We start from the raw sequence: 17337 nt of genomic DNA, 5'->3' as shown, positions 1-17337 counted from the left end.
CGACAACTGCGCTAGGCGCAGGGGCGCTGAGCGTTTCCCGCCATGAATTTCTCTACGCCAGCTTGGCCAGCAGCCGCAGGAAGGTCGCGGTCTCCTTGGCCGTCAGCGGCGCCAGCGTTTCCTCGGTGATCGCGCGGGCTAGCGGGATCAGACGCTCGATCGCCTCGCGGCCTTGCGGCGTCAGATTGACCAGCAGCCGTCTTTTGTCGACCTCGTGCTTGGATACCTCTACCAGGCCACGCGCCTTCAGCCGGTCGATGACGCCCTTGACGGTGGCCGCGTCCATCGCGATCAGCGTGCCGAGCTGGTTCTGCGAGGTTTCGCCGATGTCATGGAGCTTCGCCAGAGCGGCGAATTGCGGCGGCGTCAAGTCGCCGATATGCGAAGCGAAGATCGCGACATGGCGCTGGTGCGCTTTGCGCAGGATGAAGCCGACCTGGTCCTGCAGATGGTAGTTCTCGTCGCCCTCATCGGCTTCGACCAGCCGCAGCAGGTTGTCCTCGCCGCTCATCTCAGGCCATCCCATGCCTTGATGTCCGCAGCCGCCAGGCCGCCCATGCGGTTGTGAACGCGCGGGCCGCAGGTCATGGCGAGAACGAACAGTATCTCGTCGGGACGGGGGCCGTCGCTGATACCCACTTCCATGGCATCGAAATGGCTGCGCACATAGGCGGCGTTGATGTGGCCGAGCGGCACATCGAGCTTCGAGCCGAAGGCGCCGACCTTCTTGGCGGACGGCACGATGGCCTTGGCGTCACCGAGACGCTCGCGCATGGCGTAGCCGCCCGGCACGTGCCAGAGCGCGCCGTGCTCCAGCTCGCCCGCCGCGCCGACGATGGCGCCCTTGCCGTAACCATCGATCTTCTTCACGTCGCCGCCGAGCGCCGCGATCAGCCTGTCGGAGAGCAGCAGACCCAGCGGCTTCAGATCCTCCATCGCGCCCTGCAGCTCCTGGACATAGCGGCCGGCGAAGGGGTTTTTCACCACAGCCATGGCTGCGGCACGCAAGCGCGGCTCTTTGGCCACGGGGCCGCCGTCGTGAAAAATCTCCTCGGTAAGGACCGCGACCTTGCGGATCGGAAAGTCAGGCATGAGCAGTTTCCTTCGCTTTATGTTTGTTGGGCGCGGCGAGCGCCACCGAACCACTGATGCGGGCCTCCCCCGCCAGAAACAGCGCCGATGCGGCGACCAGGCCGCGCCGGCGAAAATCTTCGGCGACGGCAAGGCCGTTGTCCAGCGCCCGCGCAATTTCGGCTGCGTCAAGCGCGCCGACACTTTGCGTCACCAGCATCTCTCCCAGATCGCTGTCGGGCGCCAGCTCGCGCGCAGCGGCGCGGGCGATGGCGGGATGTCCAGGCAGATCGACCGCATTGGCAATCAGCGTCGCCGCCGCGTCCGCCTCCGCGCCGGTGCGCGCCAGAACCGTGACCGCATCGGCGATCCCCAGCGAAAACGAGCGTCCGCGCCAGCCGCTGGTGGCAACGCCGCGCACGCCATCCTCGGCGCGAATGGTGACGCGATCGGCCATGCCATTGCCCGTGCCGGCAATCGCAACCGTCATCGACTGGCCTCTGCCAAGATGGAGAGCGCAATCGCCGCCATTGTTGACATAGGCGCGGTCGAGCCGGCGGCCAGCGAGCAACGCCCCAAGAATCTCGTCGGCTACCGAACCGGCAACGGCAGCCATCGGCGTTATGAAGCATTCCGCCAACGATGCGACGGCTGCTTCCATGCGGCGCGCGGTCGGGCCGGCAAAACTGCGCGGCGCCAGGAAGAATGCGGGAAGCCGCAGTTCGGGCAGTTCCTCGACCACCTCGATCAGGATCGTCTGAAAGCGCGCGACGGCCTGTTCGTACGCGGCGCGGCGTTCAACTTCATCGCCAAAGGCCTCGACGATCAGGTCGATCGGCCCGTGGTTGAGATGGAGCCGCCTGCCATCGGCAAGCCAATGCGCCTGTGGGCCGTTCATCAGCCGGCGCCGTTCGCTGCTGAACGCCGCAGTTGCGCCAGCGGCGGCCAGGGATTGCCGGCCGGCGCGCCGGTGCTGCTGCGTGGGTTGAGATACTCGCCGCCCTTGGCGAGGATGTCCTCGACGCTGCGGATCTCGTTCTCGTAGCCACCGAGCCGGACATAGTCGTCGCGGCGCATGGTGAACTCGATCGGTGCCACCAGCGCCGGCGTCGGCACATAGCCGAAGGCGCCCTCCGGCACGCGTGTGACGTCGACCATCAGCGTGATGCCGCCGCCCGGCCATACATAGACCGGCGCGCCGCCGACGGTCACGTAGGTCCTCAGGCCCTGCACCGAGCGGGTGAGGTTGACCGGGTTTTCGGTGACGCCGGCACGCAGCGAACCGCCGGCGCCGCCGACAAAAAGAACCGTGCAAAGCGCCGGCTCGCAATTGTCCTCGATCAGCCCGACGGATTTCTGCAGCCTTTCGGGGAAAGGCTTCTCGACCGGCTTCAGCTCGTCGTCGAGTTCGTAATAGGCGAATTGCTCGCCGGTGGTCGACACCATCATGAGCGACAGGCCGGGGCGCGCGCCCTTCCTGGCGTTCCAGTCGCCGAGGATCGAGAGCGGATCGGAGATCGTCGTGCCGCCCCAGCCAAGGCCGGGTTCCGACACCTTGAAGTAGCGGCCAGGCGTGGAACGACGACCGATGATCTTAATGCCCGTATCCTCCCAGCCAAGGACCTTGCCGGCCTGATGCTCGGAGACGACGCCGGTGATGTGATCGTCCACCACCACAACCTCGTCGACCAGGCCGCGCCACTGGGTCGCGAACATGCCGATGGTGGCCGAGCCGCAGCCGACGCGCATGCGGTGCTCGACCTTGCCGTCGATGACCGGCGCCTTGCCTGCCTCGACGACGACCGTCGCGCCGCCATCGATGGTGAGCTCGACTGGCTTCCTGTTGCAGAGCTTGAGCAGCGCGTCGCAGGTGGCACGCCCCTCGGCTTTCGAGCCGCCGGTCAGGTGATGGACGCCGCCGAGCGACAGCATCTGCGAGCCGTATTCGCCGGTCGTCACGTGGCCGATGGCCTCGCCTTCGGCACGCACGACAGCCGTCTCGTCGCCGATATGGCGGTCGGTGTCGATCTTCACCTTGACCCCACAGTAGGAGAAGATGCCCTCGGTGACGACCGTGACGAGATCGACGCCCTCGACCTCCTGGCTGACGATGAAGGGCGCCGGCTTATAATCCGGATAGGTAGTGCCGGCGCCGATCGCAGTGACGAAGCGTCGGCCGGTGTTGACCAGCTCGCCATTCCAGGCTTCGCCCTCGGCGACGAAAGGCACGACCGCGCCGCCGGTCTCGGCCGCGTGGTCGAGGATGGTCAGCGGGTCCATGCGCACGATGCGGCCGCCGACATTGCCGTAGCGGTCGCAGGCGCCGGTGCGGCCGTCGGCGATATAGCACATGACCGGGCAGGCATCGCAGCGGATCTTTTCCGCCACCTGTTTCTCGCCGGGATCGTGGGTTTCGAAACGTTCGGCAAGCTCGCTCATTGGCGCGCCTCCTTCTCGCGGATCGCCGCCAGGATGCGGCTCGGCGTCGCCGGCACCTTGGTGACAAGGACGCCGGTGGCATGGCGGATGGCGTTGAGGATCGCCGGCGCGGTCGGGATCAGCACATGCTCGCCCAGACCCTTGGCGCCGAAGGGTCCTTCCGGATCCGGGACCTCGACCAGAATATGCTCGATCGGCGGCACGTCGCCGATGGTCGGGATAAGGTAATCGTGCAGGTTCTCGGTGCGGCCGGGGATGTATTCCTCCATCAGCGCCATGCCGATGCCCTGCGCGATGCCGCCCTCGATCTGGCCTTCGACCAGCACCGGGTTGATCGCCTTGCCAACATCATGCGCCGCGGTGATCTTGATCAGCTTCACGGTGCCCAGCTTGAGGTCGACCTCGAGCTCGGCGATCTGCGCGCCATAACCATAGACGGCATAAGGCTTGCCCTGGCCCTTCGCGTCGAGCGGCAGCGTCGGCGGGTCGTAAGTTTCTTCCGCGACGAACACCAGGCCGTCGGCATCGGCCTTGAGCGCTGCGAGATCGATGCGCCGCGCCGCGTCGCCTTCGCGGATGGAAATGCTATCGCCTTCGAGCGCGATCGTCGCCTGACCGGAGACATTGGCGAAGCGCAGGATTTTCTCGCGCAGCGCGCGGCCTGCCTTCTCCGCCGCCTTGCCGGTGACGAAAGTCTGGCGCGAGGCGGATGTCTTGCCGGCGTCGGGCGTGATGGCGGTGTCGGCGCTCTTCAGCTTGAACTTGTCCAGCGGCAGGCCGAGGGCGTCGGCGCAGATCTGGGTGATGACGGTGTTGGAACCCTGGCCGATATCGACCGCGCCCTGATGCAGCACGACATCACCCGAGGGCGAGATGCCGACCTTGATGGTCGAGGGATTGGGCAGCGAAGTGTTGCCGCAGCCATACCAGCAGGAGGCGACACCGACGCCGCGCTTGCTTGCGGTATTGGCGGCGTTGAACGCGTCTGCCTCGGCAAGCGCGCGTTCCCAATGCGGGCCGAGCAATTCCAGGCATTCACCGATGCCGACACCCAACTCCAGACGCTGGCCGGTCACCGTTTCGCAGCCATTGCGAAGACAGTTCTTCAACCGGAATTCCAGCCGATCCATGCCGAGCTTGCCGGCGAGCTCGTCATAGAGCGTCTCCTGCATGATTGTGGCCTGCGGCACGCCGAAGCCGCGGAAGGCGCCGGCGATCGGGCCGTTGGTGTGGATGGCGTAGCCGATTGCCCGGTAGTTCGGCGTAAGATAGGGGCCGGAAGCGTGCACCGGCACGCGGTTGGCCACTGTCGGTCCCCAGCTTGCATAGGCGCCGGTGTTGAAATCCCCCTCGAACACCATGCCGGCGATGCGGCCGTCCGCATCAGTGCCGATGGTCGCCTTCATCTCGGCCGGATGGCGCTTGGTGGTCGACATCATCGATTCATTGCGCGTGTAGGCGAGGGCCGCCGGCCGTCCCGTCTTCATCGCCACCAGGCCGATGAGCGGCTGCAGCGAGACATCGAGCTTGGACCCGAAGCCGCCACCGGTGGCGGTCGGCACAATGCGGACCCTCTCGACCGGCAGTCCAAGCACCTTGGCCGTGTCGTCGCGGTCCATGTAGGGCGCCTGGGTGCAGGCGACGACGACCAGCGTGTCGCCGTCCATGTAAGCGTAGCCGGCTTCCGGCTCGATATAGGCGTGCTCGACGAAGGAAGTCTCGATGGCGCCCGCGGCGATGACGGCGGCGCCGGCAAGCGCGCCATCGGGATCGCCGCGCTCGACAAAGCCCGACGTGAGCAGGTTTGCCGGGCGATGCCCGTGGATCAGCGGGGCGCCGTCTGCCTTCGCCTCGCCGGGCCGCAGCATATGTGGCAGCTCGGTCCAAGTGACCGGAAAGTCGACGAGGTCGAGATCGAGGATCGCCTCGCGCTCGCCCGCCACCAGCGCCACCGCTTCGCCGCGCAGGCGCGCGAAACCTTCGGCGAGCGCCGGTTGGTCGGCAAAGGGGCCAATGACGCCAAAACAGTTCTTGCCGGGAATATCGGCGGCGGTGAACACGCCGGCGATGCCGGGATGCGCTTTCGCCCAGGCATCGAGATCGCCGAAGCTGAAGCGGGCATGATAGTGCGGCGAGCGGATCACCAGCACCGACAGCGCATCGGCAGGAAAGGAATCGCCGCCGAACTTCTCGTCGCCGTTGACTTTCGGCACGCCGTCGAGGCGGATCGGCGAGGCGCCGACGGCGTAGCCTACCTCCGGCAGGCGAAGGTCGATGCCGTTCATATGTCGCGAAGCCTGCATCACCGCCGCCACGATTTTCCTGTAGCCGGTGCAGCGGCAGAGAACGCCACCCAGTGCGTCCTGAGTCTCGGCCTCGCTCGGCGTGGGGTTGCGCTGCAAAAGCGCGGTGGCCGCAACCAGCAGGCCGGGCGTGCAGATGCCGCATTGCGCGGCGCCATGTTCGAGGAACGAGGCCTGCAGCGCGGACAGCCGGCCATTGGCAAGGCCTTCAACCGTGGTGACGGAAGCGCCCGCCACGGAGGCCGCCGGCATCAGGCAGGCGCAGACCGGATTGCCATCGACGAGTACCGTGCAGGCGCCGCAATCGCCGGCATCGCAGCCCACCTTGGTGCCGGTCAGCCGCAACTCGTCGCGCAAGACCTGCGACAGGCGCCGCACCGGCGGCACAGAGACGCGGACGGGGGCGCCATTGACCTCGAAGGCGATGTGGGCGCGTTCCATGCTCGATTGGGCCATGCCGGATTGAGCCATACCGGATCGGGTCATGCCCGACTGCACAATGCTCATGCCGCCACCTTGCCTTCACCGGGGTCGATTGCAGTGCGCACCGCGCGCACAACGATCTCGCGGGCCGCGTCCTGCCGGTACTCGGCGCTGCCGCGCACGTCGGCGATCGGCGACAGTTCGTCGAACGGCGCGGAAAGCACCGCTTCGGCGAGCGCCTCATTGATCGGCCGCCCGCGCAAAGCCGCCTCGACGCCGGCGAGGCGGCGGGCGACCGCCGAGCAGGAGCCGACCGCGATCGCGACATCGGCGACGACGCCATTCTCGACCACGAGCCGCGCCGCGGCCATGGCGATCGAGATCACGAGGTAGCGCCGGGCGCCGAGCTTGACGAAGGCCGAAGCGCCGGCGGCTGAACGCTTCATAACGCGGATGGCGGTGACCATCTCGCCCGGCTGCAACGCCGTGCGACGATTGCCAAGGATGAACGCGCCGAGCGGCAGATGGCGGACGGCTTTGGCCGAGCGCAGTTCGACATCGGCGTCGAGCGTCAGCAACGCCGGCACGCCATCGGCCGCAGGCGAAGCATTGCAGAGATTGCCGGCAACGGAAGCGACATTCTGGATCTGGACCGAGCCGACCTCGCGGGCGGCCGATTTCAACGCGTCGAACGCCGCCGGCAAGGGGTGCCGCGCGATGTCGGTCCAGGTCGCGCGGGCGCCGATCCGCCAATGATCGACCGTCTCGGCGACGCCGCGTAGTTCGGCGAGGCCGTTGATGTCGAGGATGTTTTCGCGGAAGGGTTTGGCGCCCTGCGCCGGATAGAAGTCCGTGCCGCCGGCCAGAATGCGCCAGCGATCCTCGCCAAGCACAGCGAGCGCCTCGTCGAGGGTGGTGGGTTTCGCGTAACGGATCACGCTTTGCCTTCCAGACAATTGTACCTTCCCGAAAGGGGCCTTCCCCTGGCCTCCCAAGTGCCTAATTCGGGTCTCTCCGCCGGTGCGCGGATCGGTCAAATTCATTCGTATGCAAATGATATCAGGCCGGTCGGAATTGTCAAAGCCGGAGTTTGCGCCGCCAAGACCTGAACGCGATTGTTATGAAGCCGGAGGTTGACGCCGCCGGCCATCTGGTCAAGGTTCCGTGTCCGGCCGCGTCAGCGGCATTTGGACTGGAGCCCCAAGCCAGACGAGAGGGCCGAAACGAGAGGGAGCCGCATGGCCGAAGAAGCGCTCATCGTCATCGACCTGCAGAACGATTTTTGCCCTGGCGGGGCGCTGGCGGTTGCCGGCGGCGACGAGATCGTGCCCTTGGTCAACGACCTGATCCGGCGCAGCGAGCATGTGATCCTGACGCAGGACTGGCACCCAGCCGGACATTCGAGCTTCGCCTCCAGCCATCCCGGCAAGCAGGCCTTCGAGACGATCGAGATGCCCTACGGGCCGCAGACGCTGTGGCCCGACCATTGCATCCAGGGCAGCCTAGGCTCCGATTTCCATTCCGGGCTCGCCTGGACCAAGGCCGAGCTGGTGATCCGCAAGGGCTTCCGGGCGGCCATCGACAGCTATTCGGCCTTCTTCGAGAACGACCATAAGACGCCGACCGGCCTTGGCGGCTACCTCAAGGAACGCGGCATCGACACGATCACCCTGGTTGGGCTCGCCACCGATTTCTGCGTCGCGTTCTCGGCGCTCGACGCTGTGAAGCAGGGTTTCAAGACGACGGTGCGGCTCGATGCCTGCCGCGGCATCGACCTCAACGGCTCGGTCGAGGCGATGCTGAAGCGCATGCATGAAGCCGGCGTGGCGCTCGAAGATCATCTGGCGGACTGACCGGACTGTGGGGGATCTGGGGGGCTTCCCAAGACCGATCGGCAGATTGGCTACGGGCTTGATTGCCGCAGCCTTGATTGCATTTGCGCAGCCGGCTTCCGCCGCCGAAGTCCACGAGCTGCCCGGCGCCGCCATGTCGCTGTGGTGGGCACTTCCCTTTGCCGGCCTGCTCTTGTCGATCGCGACCGGACCGCTGCTCTTCCCGCATGCGTGGGAGCACCATTACGGCAAGATCGCCGCCGGCTGGGCGGCGCTGGTGGTCGTGCCGCTCGCGGCCGTCTTCGGGCTTGCCACGGCAGGCGAAGCGGTGCTGCACACGCTGCTCACCGAATACATGTCCTTCATCATCCTGTTGTTCGCGCTCTACACGATCTCGGGCGGCATCCTGCTTGCCGGCAACATCCACGGCACGCCGCTCACCAATACCGGCCTGCTGCTCGCCGGCGCGATGCTTGCCTCGGTCATCGGCACGACCGGCGCCTCGATGATCCTGATCCGGCCGATCCTGCGCGCCAACGACAACCGGCCATTCAATGCGCATGTGGTGATCTTCTTCATCTTCCTGGTCTCCAACATCGGCGGCTCGCTGACGCCGCTTGGCGACCCGCCCTTGTTCGTCGGCTTCCTGCGCGGCGTCGACTTCTTCTGGACGACCGCGAACCTGTGGCGCGAGACGCTGTTCACCGGCGGGCTGGTTCTCATCGTATTCCTAACGCTCGATATGGTGCTGCACCACCGCGAGGGCGGCATGCCGAAGATCAAGGATCCGACGCCGGATTCGACGGTGCGCCTGCGCGGCCTCGCCAACCTGCCGCTGCTGGCCGGCGTGATCGGCGCCATCCTGCTTTCGGCGAGCTGGAAGCCTGGGGTGAGCATCTCCGTGCTCGGCGTCGGCCTCGAGTTGCAGAACCTGTTGCGCGACGCCATCATCCTGGCGCTTGCCTTCCTGTCGCTCGGCGTGTCGTACAAGAGCCATCGGCAGGCAAACGGCTTCACCTGGGGCCCGATCGCCGAGGTGGCGAAATTGTTTGCCGGCATCTTCGTCTGCATCGTGCCGGTCATCGCCATACTGCGAGCCGGCCATGACGGCGCGCTGGCACCGCTGGTATCGCTCGTCACCACCGCTGACGGCCAGCCGAACAACCTCGCCTATTTCTGGCTGACCGGAGCGCTGTCATCCTTCCTCGACAATGCGCCGACCTATCTGGTTTTTTTCGAGCTTGCCGGTGGCGACGCGAAGCACTTGATGACGGAGGCAGCCTCGACGCTCGCCGCGATCTCGGCCGGCGCGGTGTTCATGGGCGCCAACACTTATATCGGCAACGCGCCCAACTTCATGGTCTTCGCCATCGCGAGGCATCGCGGCTTCAAGATGCCGGGCTTCTTCGGCTACATGATGTGGTCCGGCCTGGTGCTGATCCCGACGTTTCTGATCGCGGGATTTCTGTTTTTCTAGCCGACACCGACATAACGCCTTACCGCCGACGGATCGGCGCGCAACGCTTCGACATCGACCGTCTCGCGGTTGCGGCCGTTCTCGATGAAGCAAACGCGATCCGCAACCGACAGCACGGCATCGACGCGCTGCTCGACCAGGATGGTCGAGACGCCGAGCTCACGCAGCCTGGCCACCGTCTCGCGGATCTTGGCGATCATCGACGGCATCAGCCCCTCGGTGGGCTCGTCGAGCAACAGGACAAGGGGCTCCAGGCACAGCGCGCGGGCCATGGCCAGCATCTGCTGCTCGCCACCGGACAATGTGCCGGAGCGTTGCTTCAACCGCTCGCGCAAGAGCGGGAAGAGGTTCAGCACACTTTCCCGCACGGCCTTGCCCTTGCCACGCGCCATCAAGCCGATCTCGATGTTTTCCGCCACCGTCATGTCGGCGAAAAGCCGCCTGCCCTGCGGAACATAGGCGACACCGGCCTTCGGCACGTCATGCGCGGCGAGCCCGGTGAGTTCCGCGCCGTTCAGCCTTATCGAGCCGGCGGCGGCCGGAACCAGCCCCATGATCGCCTTCAGCGTCGTCGTCTTGCCGGCGCCGTTGCGGCCGAACAGGCACAGCACCTCGCCCTTGTTCAAGGCCAGGTCCAGGCCGTGAAGCACCTGTACCTCGCCATAGAAGCAATCGAGCCCGGCAATCGTAAGCAGCCCCGCCTCAGCCATGGGTCGCTCCGAGATAAGCATCCTGCACTTGCGTGTCGGCGCGGATCTCACCCGGCGTGCCTTCCGCGAGGATCCTTCCCGAATTGAAGACGGTGATACGCTTGGCAAGCTGCATGACGACCGGCATGTTGTGCTCGATCAGAAGCACCGTCGCGTCCCTGGCGATCCCGCGCACCAGCGTGATGAAATTGTCGATCTCGCTGTCGGCCAGGCCTTGCGTCGGTTCGTCGAGGATGAGCAGGCGCGGCTTCAGCGCCAGGCCCATCGCCACTTCCAGCAGACGCTGATGGCCGTAGGAAAGATGCGCGGCCAGCGTGCCGGCGCGGTCGGCAAGTCCGGTGCGCTCCAGCGCCGCCATGACGCCGGTCCTGACCTGCCCCTTCGTGCGGCCGTCCGTCAGCGTGCGCTGCACCGGCAGCGCGACATTGTCGAAAGCCGTGAGATTGGCGAAGACGCTGGTGATCTGAAAGGTGTAGGCAACGCCACGGCGAACCCTCTTGTAGGCCGGCATGGCGGTGATGTCGGCGCCGTCGAAGACGATTGTGCCTGATGACGGCCGGATGCGGCCCGATAGCAGGCTGACGAAGGTGGTCTTGCCGGCGCCGTTGGGGCCGATGATGGCGCGGATCTCGCCCGGCATCAGCGCGAAGTCGACCCCGTCGACGGCGCGCAGGCCGCCGAACTGCCGCGACAGGCCCTTGGTGGTGAGCAGCGGCTTCATGGCAGCCACCCCAGCCAGCGCTGGCGGATTGAACCCAAAACGCCCTTCGGGAAGAACAGCACCAGCAGGATGAGCGCCACGCCGACGATCAGCAGATAGGCGGAGGTGAAGCCGCTGGTGATGTCGGTGACATAATACATGAACAGCGTGCCGACGAGCGGCCCGAGCGTGGTGGCCGCGCCGCCGAGCAATACCCAGAGCAGAGGCAGGATCGAGTACTGCACCGAGGCGAAGCTGGAGCCGACATAGCCGAACAGCAGCGCGTAGGCGGCGCCCGAGGCCGCGCAGACGGCGCCGGAGGCGACGACCGCGGCGAGCTTCTTGGCGCCGGTGTCGTAGCCCAACATTTTCGTGCGCTCTTCATTCTCGCGGATGGCGACCAGCACGCGGCCGAAGCGGGAGCGGACAAGGGCAAGCGTGATCAGCAGAACCACCGCGAACAGCGCCAGCGCGCTCATGTAGCGCACGGTCGGGTCGGTCAGGTCGAACAAGGCGCCGCCGACCGTGACAACCCGCGACGCCTGCTGGATGACCAGGCCCTGGTCGCCGCCGGTCGAGGCCGCGAAATAGAGGATGAGCAGGTAGAAGACCTGCGCGAACATCATGGTGACGATCATGAAGGCCACGCCGGACGTGCGCAACGCCAGCAGGCCGATGACCAGAGCGAGCATCGCGCCGCAGACGACGCCTGCGACGAAGGCTTCCGGCACGCCCCAGCCGAGATGATAGACGGTCAAGCCCGCGCCATAGAGGCCGGCCGAGAAGAACATGGCGTGGCCGAGGCTGAGCAGGCCGACATAGCCGAAGAGCAGATTGTAGCCCATGGCGAAGACCGCCAGCGTCATGATGCGGGCAAACAAGCCCTGGTGGTAATCCGGCAGCGCGAAGTTCAGCACGAACAGAAGCGCGACGACCAGGATGTGCAAGGCATAGGCCTTTGCCGGCGAAACATCCGTCATCGCGGCGTGGTCCCGAACAGGCCCTGCGGCCGGAACACCAGCACCATTGCGACCGCCAGCGTGGCGATGATCTTGGCGAGCGTCGGCGAGAAGAACATCGAGACGATCCCGTCGGAGAGGCCGATCAGCACGGCCGCGACCACGGTGCCGCGGAGCGATCCCAGACCGCCTATGATGACGACGATGAAGGACAAGAGCAGCGGGTCCTGCCCCATCAGGTAATGCGCCTGGCTGATCGGCACGATCAGCACAGCGGCGATCGCCGCCAGCATGGCGCCGATGGCGAAAACGCCGGCATAGACGCGCTCGACCGGGATGCCGAAGGCCTGCGCCGTCTCGCGATCATACTGGGTGGCGCGCATGATCAGGCCGATCCTGGTGCGGGTCAGCACAAGCCACGTGATCACGAGCAGGATGGCGGAAGCGGCAACCACCGACAGCTTGTAGCCGGAATAGCCGAACCACGGCAGAAGTATGCGATAGCTGAAAGGCGGCTCGACGGGACGCGCCTCCGGCCCGTAGAAGGTGAGCGCCAGTTGCTGGATGATGTAGAGCATGCCGATGGTGGCGACGATGGTGCTTTCGGGATTGTAGTTCAGGCGGCGCAGCACCAGCCATTCGGCAAGAAACGCGATCAGGCCGACAAGCAAGGGCGCGATCACCAGCGCGGCCGCGAAGCCGATGGCCGGGTGGCCGGAAATCGCCGTCGAGATCGCCCAGGCAAGTACCGCGCCCAGCATGAAGAACTCGCCATGGGCGACGTTGACGATGCGCATGACGCCGAACACCAGCGACAGTCCAAGCGCCGTCAGCGCCAGCACGGCGGAGGTGACAAGGCCTTCTAGGGCGGCGAGGAGAAGGTGGGGTCCGAAGTGCATGGGCTATTTGCCAGCGGATGCGCGATGCACCCCCCTCTGCAGGACAGAGAGGGGTGGCCTGGTACTCACGCTTGCGAGGATGATCCTACAGCGCCTGCGTCGTGTAATCCCCTTCCGGCTCGTAGAGACCGTCCTCGATCTTGGTCTTGTGCACGACCTTGAGCTTGCCGCCTTCGACTTTGGAGATGTTCTGGATGCCGAAACACTGGTGGATCTTGCCATTGAAGGTTTTCGGACCCTGCGGGTGCTCCGGCCCCTCGGCGAATTCCTTCAGCGCCTCGGTCGCCTCGACCAGCTTGGCGCGGTCTTCCGGCCCCTTGTAACCGGCGTCTTCCATCGCCTTCTTGACCACATAGAGCGTTTCCCAGCAGCCGAACATGTGCGAGGCGGTGGATATGTCCTTGGCGTCGCCGACGGCAGCGCCATTGTCGTCGATGCCGACGGCGGCGCGATAGGCCTTCTGCGCGGCGGAATCATCGGGCTGAGCATAGCGCGGCGAGCCTTCCCAGAAGTGGCTGCCGTCGAGGAATTCGAGGCCGGGGCTGTTGATGTCGACGGCCTCGAGCGAGTCCATGAAGCCGAAGAGCTGCGGCCTCTGCGAGCCGTAGAACTCGCCGAGTTCCTTGACGAAGGTGAGCACCGCAGGGCCGACCATGACATGGTAGATCACCTCGGTCTCGGCCGGGATCTGCGGGAAGTATTTGGTGAAGGACGACTCCGTCGGCGGGATGGCGATCTGGGCGATCACGTCGGCGCCTTGCGCCTTCAGCGCAGGCGGCAGGTAATCGCGGTGATCGTAACCGAAGGCGAAGTCCGGGAAGATCTGCGTCACCTTCTTGCCGGCGTTCGCCGCGATCCACGGCGCCATCGACTGGATCTGGCTCTTCACGTCGGTGATGCCGGGCTGGAAGACATAGCGGTTGAGCTTGGTCGAGGCCACGTGGTGGCCTTCGCTGACCACGAAATAGGGAATCTTGTTCTCGCCGGCGGCAGGCGCCGAGCCTATCACGACATGGGAGAACAAGGTGCCGAAGACGATGTCGGTCTTGTGCTGCTTGGCGAATTTGTTGACCACCTCGGCGCCGCGCGCGGGATCGGTGCCGTCATCCTCGATGACCAGCTCGACCTGGCGGCCGCCGATGCCACCGGCGTCGTTGATCGCCTTGACGGCGGCGGTGCTGGTCTTCTCATACCAGCGGCCATAGGCGGCGCCGATGCCGGTACGGTGTGACTGGAAGCCGATCTTGATCGGCGCCGAGCTCTGCGCCTGGCTGTAGCGGACGAAGCCCGGCGCAAGTGCCAGGCCGGCGCCGGCGGCAATGCCCTTCAATGCCGTGCGGCGCGAAAGCGTCGTCCTGGAGAGGTCGAAGAATCCGTTCTTGTCAGCCATGTCCGTTCCCCTGTTTTTCAGTTTTGACCAGCGATAAGGCGGCTAAACCATCCCTTTCCTAAGGATGGAAAAATTGCATGTGTACAAACTAAATCACCAAAGCTTTGGCGTGGCAAGCGAGCTTTACCCGACGGCATCGGAGCCGCGCCCTTGTCTCATCCCGCCGTCGGCGTGGCAAGCAACCAAAGGCCGAATATCGTGTAGGCGATCATCAACAGGGTGAGCGGCAACTGGCTGAGCGCGGCTCGCGATGGCTGCGGGTGCAGGCGCCAGGCGAGGCCATGCGCAACGAGGACCGCCAGCACATGACCGGCGATGATGGCGCCTGCCTGAACATTCCATAGCCACCAGGCCGAGCCGGCGCCGGCGACGACACCCGCCTCGACCATCATGCTGGCGGTGCCGAACAGGTTCCAGCCGAGCGAGAACGGGTCGGAGAGGGCGACCAGCGCGTACTGGCCGTCGACCAAGAGCACGGTGAGGTAATGCGCGATGTGGTAGGCGAGCGCGATTGGCACGATCGACCAGACCAGCAGGCCGGCGGCCTCCATGAAAGACTGTTTGTCACTGGCGAGGCGCTGGCCGAGAAAGAGGGCCAACGCGAACACCGCCGCCAGCAGGATGAAGGTCAGGATGAGGCCGAAGCTGCCGATGCCGATCAGCGCCGTGCGGCCGGGAAACTCCAGGGGGTTGATACCGAACAGGCCGAGCCAGAAGAAAGTCTTAGACAGGCCGTCGAAGGATACCGAGGATAGCGCTAGCAGGAGGAAGGCCGTGCCGCTTGGCGGCAGCGGCTCGGCCGCCAGCAGCTTGGCGCCGGGCCAGCAGAGCGAGAGACGACCTTCAACGCGCTCGAAGGGCGCGAAGCGGGCGACCATGGCGAAAAAGATGGTCAGGAATTCGGCCCGCTTGCTCCAGTCGTCGTAGCCGAAGATGAGCATGGCGACAAAGCTCGCCAGCCAGCAGAGGCCGGCGGCAAAGGCCAGGCGGGCCGGATCGTCGGGCGCAGGATCGATCAGCTCGAACCAGGCGAAGGCGAAGAACAGCACGAAGGCCGGCCAGTAGCCGAGCCGTGGCGGCAAGCGTGGTGGCTTTGCTTCGTCGCTTTGAAGGCCGAAAATCCTGGTCGCAACTCGGTAAGGGCCGTACCACGGGTTGAGCCATGACCAGAGGTCGCCGAAGACGCCCTGCAATTGGGTGAAGCCTGCCCAGAGCAGCGTCCAGACCACCAACGGCAGCGGGTTGGAAAGCGGGTCCCGGCTACCTGTGAGACCAGCGGCAATGAGCAGCGCAAAGCCGGCAAAGGAAATGAGGCTGACGACGGTGCGCGGAGCGTCGCCGAAGGTGAGCAGGGCCAGGCGCCAGCGCCAGAAGCGATTGAGGGCGGCGGGCGGCAGCAGCGCCAGCACGAGGAAACTGACGGCGACCGCCAGCGCGCCGCCGGCGAGATAGTAGCCGGTGGGGAGAAGCAGCACGTGGCCACGGTCCGAGGCGTGGGCGAAGGCAGGGGTGGGGAGGAGGGCAAGAGCAGATGCTAATGCAATTGCCCCGGGGAGATTAGGTCCAGCGTCGCGATCCGTCGCACCCCCCTCTGTCGTGCCAATCTCCTCCCTTGCGGGGGAGATATCCGGCAGGACAGAGGGGGGTGGGTGGGAACTCAACTTATCCGAATTCCATATGCGGCAAGGTTGGGCGAACTAGACGCTCTCACACCTTGACCAAATGCTCCACCCGGCCCTTCTCGCCAAAGATCCGCAGATAGCGCTTGATCTCGTTCTCGTCCCCCGTCGCCTTGGCGGGGTTGTCCGACAGCTTCACCGCCGGCCGGCCATTGGCCTCCGTCACCTTGCAGACCAGCGAGATGGCGTCGAGGCTGTCGGTCTCGGTCGGCGCGCAGCCTTCGAAATCGTTGGTGAGGTTGGTGCCCCAGCCGAAGGACATGCGCACCTTGCCGCGGAAGTGCCTGTAGGTTTCCTCGATGGTCTCGACCTCGAGCCCGTCGGAGAAGATGAGCAGCTTCTGCTTGGGGTCCTTGCCCTTCTTGCGCCACCAGTCGATGATCCTCTCGCCGCCTTCGATCGGCGGCGCGCTGTCGGGGCGGAAGCCGGTCCAGTCGGCGACCCAGTCGGGCGCGTCGCGCAGGAAGGATTCCGTTCCGAAGGCGTCGGGCAGCACGATCAGGAGATTGCCACCATAGTAGCGCTGCCAGTCCTGCAGCACCTTGTAGGGTGCCTCCCGCAGCTCTTTCTCGGAATTGGCGAGCGCCGCGAAGACCATCGGCAATTCATGCGCGTTGGTGCCCAGGGCCTCGAGATCGTTGTCCATGGCCAGAAGCACGTTGGAGGTGCCGGTGAAGGCATCGCCGATGCCTTCCTTCAGTGCCTCGACGCACCAGCGCTGCCACAGGAAGGAATGGCGGCGGCGCGTGCCGAAGTCGGAGATGCGGATGCCAGGCAGCGCCTTCAGCCGCTCGGTTTTGGCCCACATCTTGGCCTTGGCGCGGGCATAGAGCACGTCGAGCGCGAAAGGCCCGTATGAGCGCATCGCCGCGCGCGAGCGCAGCTCGTTGATGATGGCCAAAGCCGGGATTTCCCAGAGCGTCGTATACATCCAGGGGCCAGGGAAGGAGAGCACATACTGTCCGTCGCGCCTGGAAAGCTCGTATTGGGGCAAGCGGAAATCCTCGAGCCAAGCGAGGAATTCCGGCTCGAAGATCTGCTTGCGGCCGTAGAAGGTGTTGCCGCCCAGCCAGATCATTTCCTTCTTGGAGAAACGCAAGGTGCGGGCGTGGTCGAGCTGCTCGCGCAATTCGCCCTCATCGATCTCGTCGGCGAGGCGCACCGTGGTGGTGCGGTTGATCAGCGTGAAGGTGGCGTCGACCTTGGGATACATGCCCCAGATCATCTGCAGCATCAGAAGCTTGTAGAAGTCGGTGTCCAGCAGGCTGCGGACGATCGGGTCGAGCTTCCAGGTGTGGTTGTAGACGCGCCGCGCTATATCGGTTTTTGCCATGCTTCCTCACCCGTAAGGCACGACGCACGGAAACGCAGGCGCCACGCTTCAAGTTCTCGTTCGAGCAATCCGGATGGAAGACCCTCGCGCGGTTTCCTGGAATTGCCTCAGCCAACTGCCTC

The 17337-nt window shown here is 65.4% G+C and carries 15 protein-coding genes; 2 read left to right on the top strand and 13 right to left on the bottom strand.

The annotated features are described in order from the left end of the window. Positions 1 to 52: 52 nt before the first annotated feature. From ACR64R_RS23975 to ACR64R_RS23950, 6 genes are all read right to left on the bottom strand, one after another. Positions 53 to 511, bottom strand: coding sequence for a MarR family winged helix-turn-helix transcriptional regulator (locus ACR64R_RS23975; RefSeq protein WP_487358725.1), 459 nt, complete (start codon positions 509 to 511; stop codon positions 53 to 55). After that, complete coding sequence (locus ACR64R_RS23970; RefSeq protein WP_487358724.1) at positions 508 to 1092, bottom strand: amino acid synthesis family protein; 585 nt, start codon at positions 1090 to 1092, stop codon at positions 508 to 510. The genes ACR64R_RS23975 and ACR64R_RS23970 overlap by 4 nt, the downstream gene beginning before the upstream one ends. Continuing rightward, positions 1085 to 1969, bottom strand: coding sequence for a UPF0280 family protein (locus ACR64R_RS23965; protein ID WP_487358723.1), 885 nt, complete (start codon positions 1967 to 1969; stop codon positions 1085 to 1087). The genes ACR64R_RS23970 and ACR64R_RS23965 overlap by 8 nt, the downstream gene beginning before the upstream one ends. After that, the gene (locus ACR64R_RS23960; RefSeq protein WP_487358722.1) at positions 1969 to 3510 is read right to left on the bottom strand and encodes a 6-hydroxynicotinate reductase; all 1542 of its coding nucleotides are present in this window, start codon (positions 3508 to 3510) and stop codon (positions 1969 to 1971) included. Before ACR64R_RS23960 ends, ACR64R_RS23965 begins: the two co-directional genes overlap by 1 nt. Next, complete coding sequence (locus ACR64R_RS23955) at positions 3507 to 6254, bottom strand: molybdopterin-dependent oxidoreductase (RefSeq protein WP_487362534.1); 2748 nt, start codon at positions 6252 to 6254, stop codon at positions 3507 to 3509. Before ACR64R_RS23955 ends, ACR64R_RS23960 begins: the two co-directional genes overlap by 4 nt. 62 nt (positions 6255 to 6316) lie before the next feature. Then, positions 6317 to 7174, bottom strand: coding sequence for an FAD binding domain-containing protein (locus ACR64R_RS23950; RefSeq protein ID WP_487358721.1), 858 nt, complete (start codon positions 7172 to 7174; stop codon positions 6317 to 6319). A 300-nt stretch (positions 7175 to 7474) separates the two neighbouring features. Between ACR64R_RS23950 and pncA the strand changes: the two genes are divergently transcribed. Continuing rightward, positions 7475 to 8089, top strand: coding sequence for a bifunctional nicotinamidase/pyrazinamidase (gene pncA / locus ACR64R_RS23945; RefSeq protein ID WP_487358720.1), 615 nt, complete (start codon positions 7475 to 7477; stop codon positions 8087 to 8089). 46 nt (positions 8090 to 8135) lie between these two features. Further along, positions 8136 to 9545 (top strand): sodium:proton antiporter, encoded by a 1410-nt coding sequence (locus tag ACR64R_RS23940; protein ID WP_487358719.1) that lies wholly within the window; start codon positions 8136 to 8138, stop codon positions 9543 to 9545. Here the strand turns inward: ACR64R_RS23940 and ACR64R_RS23935 are convergent. The 7 genes from ACR64R_RS23935 to pncB form a co-directional block, all read right to left on the bottom strand. Continuing rightward, on the bottom strand, positions 9542 to 10255 hold the full coding sequence (locus ACR64R_RS23935; protein WP_487358718.1) for an ABC transporter ATP-binding protein: 714 nt from the start codon (positions 10253 to 10255) through the stop codon (positions 9542 to 9544). The two genes, ACR64R_RS23940 and ACR64R_RS23935, sit on opposite strands and share 4 nt — an antisense overlap. Beyond that, complete coding sequence (locus tag ACR64R_RS23930) at positions 10248 to 10976, bottom strand: ABC transporter ATP-binding protein (protein ID WP_487358717.1); 729 nt, start codon at positions 10974 to 10976, stop codon at positions 10248 to 10250. The genes ACR64R_RS23935 and ACR64R_RS23930 overlap by 8 nt, the downstream gene beginning before the upstream one ends. Next, positions 10973 to 11935 (bottom strand): branched-chain amino acid ABC transporter permease, encoded by a 963-nt coding sequence (locus ACR64R_RS23925; RefSeq protein ID WP_487358716.1) that lies wholly within the window; start codon positions 11933 to 11935, stop codon positions 10973 to 10975. Before ACR64R_RS23925 ends, ACR64R_RS23930 begins: the two co-directional genes overlap by 4 nt. Further along, positions 11932 to 12813: a branched-chain amino acid ABC transporter permease gene (locus tag ACR64R_RS23920; protein WP_487358715.1), complete on the bottom strand. Its 882-nt coding sequence runs from the start codon at positions 12811 to 12813 to the stop codon at positions 11932 to 11934. The genes ACR64R_RS23925 and ACR64R_RS23920 overlap by 4 nt, the downstream gene beginning before the upstream one ends. Positions 12814 to 12898: 85 nt before the next feature. Further along, on the bottom strand, positions 12899 to 14203 hold the full coding sequence (locus tag ACR64R_RS23915; protein ID WP_487358714.1) for an ABC transporter substrate-binding protein: 1305 nt from the start codon (positions 14201 to 14203) through the stop codon (positions 12899 to 12901). 155 nt (positions 14204 to 14358) lie between these two features. After that, entirely contained in the window at positions 14359 to 15747 is a 1389-nt protein-coding gene (locus ACR64R_RS23910; RefSeq protein ID WP_487362533.1) for a hypothetical protein, read from the bottom strand. Positions 15748 to 15910: 163 nt separating this feature from the next. Continuing rightward, positions 15911 to 17215, bottom strand: a complete 1305-nt coding sequence (gene pncB / locus ACR64R_RS23905; RefSeq protein WP_487358713.1) for a nicotinate phosphoribosyltransferase — start codon at positions 17213 to 17215, stop codon at positions 15911 to 15913. Between the last annotated feature and the right edge of the window lie 122 nt (positions 17216 to 17337).

It is taken from the genome of Mesorhizobium sp. MC2-1-1, from assembly GCF_057597255.1.
Note: the sequence above shows the minus strand (reverse complement) of the source record. Positions and strands in the feature narration are given on the sequence as shown.

Bases quoted from the DNA above. Each gene is read 5' to 3' on its own strand.
- ACR64R_RS23975 (WP_487358725.1), bottom strand. From the start codon at position 511: ATGAGCGGCGAGGACAACCTGCTGCGGCTGGTCGAAGCCGATGAGGGC.
- ACR64R_RS23970 (WP_487358724.1), bottom strand. From the start codon at position 1,092: ATGCCTGACTTTCCGATCCGCAAGGTCGCGGTCCTTACCGAGGAGATT.
- ACR64R_RS23965 (WP_487358723.1), bottom strand. From the start codon at position 1,969: ATGAACGGCCCACAGGCGCATTGGCTTGCCGATGGCAGGCGGCTCCAT.
- ACR64R_RS23960 (WP_487358722.1), bottom strand. From the start codon at position 3,510: ATGAGCGAGCTTGCCGAACGTTTCGAAACCCACGATCCCGGCGAGAAA.
- ACR64R_RS23955 (WP_487362534.1), bottom strand. From the start codon at position 6,254: ATGGAACGCGCCCACATCGCCTTCGAGGTCAATGGCGCCCCCGTCCGC.
- pncA (WP_487358720.1), top strand. From the start codon at position 7,475: ATGGCCGAAGAAGCGCTCATCGTCATCGACCTGCAGAACGATTTTTGC.
- ACR64R_RS23935 (WP_487358718.1), bottom strand. From the start codon at position 10,255: ATGGCTGAGGCGGGGCTGCTTACGATTGCCGGGCTCGATTGCTTCTAT.
- ACR64R_RS23930 (WP_487358717.1), bottom strand. From the start codon at position 10,976: ATGAAGCCGCTGCTCACCACCAAGGGCCTGTCGCGGCAGTTCGGCGGC.
- ACR64R_RS23925 (WP_487358716.1), bottom strand. From the start codon at position 11,935: ATGACGGATGTTTCGCCGGCAAAGGCCTATGCCTTGCACATCCTGGTC.
- ACR64R_RS23920 (WP_487358715.1), bottom strand. From the start codon at position 12,813: ATGCACTTCGGACCCCACCTTCTCCTCGCCGCCCTAGAAGGCCTTGTC.
- ACR64R_RS23915 (WP_487358714.1), bottom strand. From the start codon at position 14,203: ATGGCTGACAAGAACGGATTCTTCGACCTCTCCAGGACGACGCTTTCG.
- pncB (WP_487358713.1), bottom strand. From the start codon at position 17,215: ATGGCAAAAACCGATATAGCGCGGCGCGTCTACAACCACACCTGGAAG.